The organism is Kineococcus vitellinus (genome assembly GCF_009906315.1).
GTDB classification, from domain to species: domain Bacteria; phylum Actinomycetota; class Actinomycetes; order Actinomycetales; family Kineococcaceae; genus Kineococcus; species Kineococcus vitellinus.
In genome coordinates this window covers 1-3,843 of record NZ_JAAALL010000366.1, presented here as the reverse complement: position 1 = coordinate 3,843, position 3,843 = coordinate 1, and the positions used below count along the sequence as shown (strand labels likewise).

2 protein-coding genes and 1 pseudogene are annotated in these 3,843 nt (G+C 78.5%); all 3 read left to right on the top strand.

The genetic code is table 11. The features are described 5' to 3' along the window. On the top strand, nucleotides 1-2,631 hold a 2,631-nt coding region (locus GTQ99_RS20890; RefSeq protein WP_166617622.1), incomplete at its 5' end, for an AMP-binding protein. Between the two features lie 151 nt (nucleotides 2,632-2,782). Next, complete coding sequence (locus tag GTQ99_RS20885) at nucleotides 2,783-3,505, top strand: SAF domain-containing protein (protein ID WP_166617621.1); 723 nt, start codon at nucleotides 2,783-2,785, stop codon at nucleotides 3,503-3,505. Between the two features lie 3 nt (nucleotides 3,506-3,508). After that, nucleotides 3,509-3,843 (top strand): annotated as a pseudogene (locus tag GTQ99_RS20880) (hypothetical protein); the annotation flags it as partial.

Here is a 3,843-nt window from a genome sequence, read left to right as displayed (position 1 = left end):
GTGATGACCGCCGCTCGGACGCTGGGGGTCGACGCCGTGGACGAGGGGTTCACGAGGTTCTCCGAGGAGCACGCGCAGGGGCAGCTGGTCCCGCGCATCGTCGAGGTTGCGCTGGCGCTCGCGCAGCGGGTGCTGGTCGCCGACGGCACCGACCGCCTGACCGGTGCCGACCTGCTGCGCCGGGCCGCGCTCGTGCGCGCGGCGGTCCTGGACGCCGGGCAGGCCCCGGGCCGGCCGGTCGCGGTCCTGCGCGGCCACGACGTCGGCGCGGTGGCCGCGATCGTCGGCGTCATCGCCTCCGGGCACCCGGTCGTCATCCTCGACCCGACGACACCGCCCGCGCGCCTGCGCCACTACGTCGAGGCGGCCGGCGCGGACCTCGTCGTCTCCGACACCGCGCGCGCCGGCACCGCCGCCGAGGTCGCCGCCACCGTCGTCGACCCCGACGCGGACCCGGGCCGCTGGCCCGACCACCTGCAGGCGGCGGCGAGCCTGCTCGGCTCGCCCGCCGACCCCGACGACACCGCGGTGGTCGTCTACACCTCCGGCTCCACGGGCGCGCCCAAGGGCGTCGCCTGCGACCACCGCTCGATCCTGCACGACACGTGGGTCAACTCCGAGGGCACCGGCGCCTACCCCGCCGGCAGCGTCGTGGTGCACCTGCTGCCCATGGCCTTCAGCGCCGGCGTCACGCCGACGCTCGGCGGGCTGCTCGCCGGGGCGCGCCTGGAGCTGTTCGACCCGCGCCGGCGCTCGGTGGCGCAGCTGCCGGGCTTCGTGCGCGAGGTGGGCGCGGACGTCCTGCTGGCCTCGCCGGCCATCCTGCGCGGCGTCGTCGCCGCCCTGGGCCCGCGGGGGCGCCTGGAGGGCCTGAAGACCGTGACGATGGCGGGCGAGACCGTCCACGGCGCCGAGCTGGCCGCGGTCCGCCGCGCCGTCGGCCCCGAGTGCGTCGTGCGCAACCGCTACGGCTCGACCGAGACGTGGCTGATGGCCGAGTACGCCATCAGCGGCGACGACGAGGCCCCCGAGGGCGCCACGCCCGTCGGCTGGGCCGTGCCCGGCGCCAGGCTGCAGGTGGAGCTGGCCGACGGCACCCTCGCCGACGAGGGCACCGGCCGGGTCGTGCTCACCTCCCGCTGGCTGGGCGGGCGCTACTTCGGCGCCCCCGAGCGCACCGCCGAGGTGTTCACCGACAACCCCGACGGCTCGCGCACCTTCCGCACCAGCGACGTCGGCGCGCTGGGGGCCGACGGCTGCCTGCGCCTGCTGGGGCGCAGCGACCACAGCGTGAAGATCCGCGGGCTGCTCGTCGAGCCCGGCGAGGTCGACGCGCTGCTGTTCGCCCAGCCCGACGTGCGCGAGGCGCTCGTCGTGGGGCGCCCCTCCCCGCGCACGGGCCGGATGTCCCTGGTCGCCTACGTGGTCCCCGAGGGCCCGCGCCCGCAGGCCGCCGCCGTGCGGGCCGTCGTGCGCGAGAACCTGCCCTCGCACATGGTCCCCGAGCACGTGGTGTTCCTGGACGCGCTGCCGCGCACCGAGCGCGGCAAGCTGGACCGCTCGCGGCTGCCCGAGCCCCCGCGCAGCAGCGCGCCCTACGAGGTGCCGCGCTCGAGCTGGGAGGAGATCGTCCACGAGCAGTTCTGCGCCGTGCTGGAGCTGGAGGACCTCTCCGTGCACGACGACTTCTTCGAGCTCGGCGGCGACTCGCTGGCCGCCGAGGCGCTCGTGAGCCGGATGGAGGCGCTCGGCGACGCCGCGCTGGCCCCCATCGGCACCGCGACCCTGGCGGCGGCGCCGACGGTCGCCGCCTTCGCGGCGGCCGCCCGCTCCACCGTGCGCAGCTCCCGCCCCACCCTGGTGCCGCTGCGCGCGGAGGGCTCCGAGCGCCCGCTGTTCGTCGTGGCCGGGGCCGGCAGCGCCGCGCTCGCGCTGCGCACCCTGGCCCAGCGCGTCGACCCGGGGGTGCCGGTCCTGGGCCTGCAGGCCAACGGCCTGGAGAACCGCGCGCTGCCGGACTGGTCCGTCGAGCGGATCGCCCGCCGGCACGTGGCGACGGTGCGCGAGCAGCAGCCGCAGGGCCCCTACCGCCTCGCCGGGCACTCCCTGGGCGGCCTCGTCGCCCTGGAGATGGCCCACCAGCTGCAGCGCTCGGGCCAGGAGGTGGAGCTCCTGGCGGTCCTGGACTCCTTCCCGCCGGACCCCTCGCTCATGCCGGCGCCCGAGCACGCCGGTCTGCTCGCCAAGGTCAAGGAGGGCGCCTCGCTGGCGCTGACCGGCATCAAGGCGCACTCCGGGCTGGGGCACTACATCCGCTTCTTCCGCCAGGGCAACTTCCTGCAACGGCGCTACACCACCGGCGTCTACCGCGGCCGCACCCTCGTCGTCGTGGCCGCCGACGACGTCGACGCGGGCGCGCGCCGGCAGTGGGCCGCCCACCTGGGGGCCGACGCCGTCGTCGTCGAGGTCCCGGGCGAGCACATGTCGATCCTGCGCGACCCGCGCGTGGACCGGGTGGCGCGGCTGGTCTCCGCCGCGCTGCGCCGCGAGCTCGACCTGACGGCCCTGGAGGACGGCACGCCCGTGCCCGGGCAGGGGCGCGGCCGCGCGGCGGACCTCGCCGAGCGCTGACCCCGGGGAGGGACCCGCGCGGGTCCCTCCCCGCTGCGGCGACGCAGCGTCGCCGGCAGGTGGGCGAAGCGGGTGATCCGGTGGCCCCGAACGGGGTACGCCCTGGCCCACCGTCACGCCCGTGCCGCGGCGGCGTGCCACGGTCGTGCGCATGCCACCCACCGCAGCACCCCGCTCGACGCTGCGCGAGCCGTCCCGGCCGGCGCAGGACCCCCGCTCCGCGCCGGCCCGCCTGCCCGGGCCGGTGCGCGAGCGGCGGCCCGCCCTCGTCGCCCTCGGCCTCGTCCTCGTCGTGGCCGGTGCGCTCGGCAGCGCGCTCGTGGTGCACCGCAGCGGCGACCGCGTCGACGTCCTCGTCGCCCGCCACGAGATCGCCCCCGGCGAGCAGGTCGGCGCCGACGACCTCGGCGTCGCCCGGGTCGCCGCCGACGGCGCGGCCGTGGTGCCGGCCTCGGCGCTGCAGAACTTCGTGGGCACCTACGCGACCGCCCGCATCCCCGCCGACACCCTCGTCAACCGGACGATGTTCCTGGCCGGGGACACCGTGCCCGCCGACGCCGCGGTCGTCGGGGTCGTGCTCGGCCCCGAGCAGCGCCCCAGCGACGCCCTCGGCGCCGGGGACGTCGTGCGCGCCTACCTCGTCGCCGGCGACGGCTCGAGCACCGTCAGCGGCCAGCCCGCCGGCACCGTCCTGCTGCAGGCCGCCCGCGTCGTCGCCGCCGGCGCCGGCGGCGACGGCAGCGGCGGCGGCGTCTCGCTGCTGGTGCCCGCGGCCGGCGCGGCGGAGGTCGTGGCCGCCGCCGCCGCCGGGCAGGTCGCCCTGGTGCGCCTGGCCGACGCCACCACCCCGCCCGTCGACCTGGTGCGGGAGTAGGCCGTGGCGATCGTCTCCCTCTGCTCCGCCAAGGGTTCCCCCGGCGTGACGACCACCGCGCTGCTGGCGACGGCCCTGTGGCCGCGCCCGGCGCTGCTGCTGGACGCCGACCCCGCCGGCGGTGACGTGGCCGCCCGCGTCCCGGCCGCCGACGGCGGCGTCCTGGACGCCGACCGCGGGCTGCTGCCGCTGCTGACGGCCGCCCGCCGCGGCCTGACCGCCGAGCAGGTCCTCGCCCAGGCCCAGCAGCTGGCCGGCGGTGCGCAGGCCGTGTGCGGGCTCGGCACGCCCGAGCAGGCCGCCGCGGCGGGCCCGGCCTGGCCGGCGGCGGCCGGCTG

Coding starts and splice junctions, on each gene's coding strand:
- GTQ99_RS20885 (WP_166617621.1), top strand. CDS start 2,783: ATGCCACCCACCGCAGCACCCCGCTCGACGCTGCGCGAGCCGTCCCGG.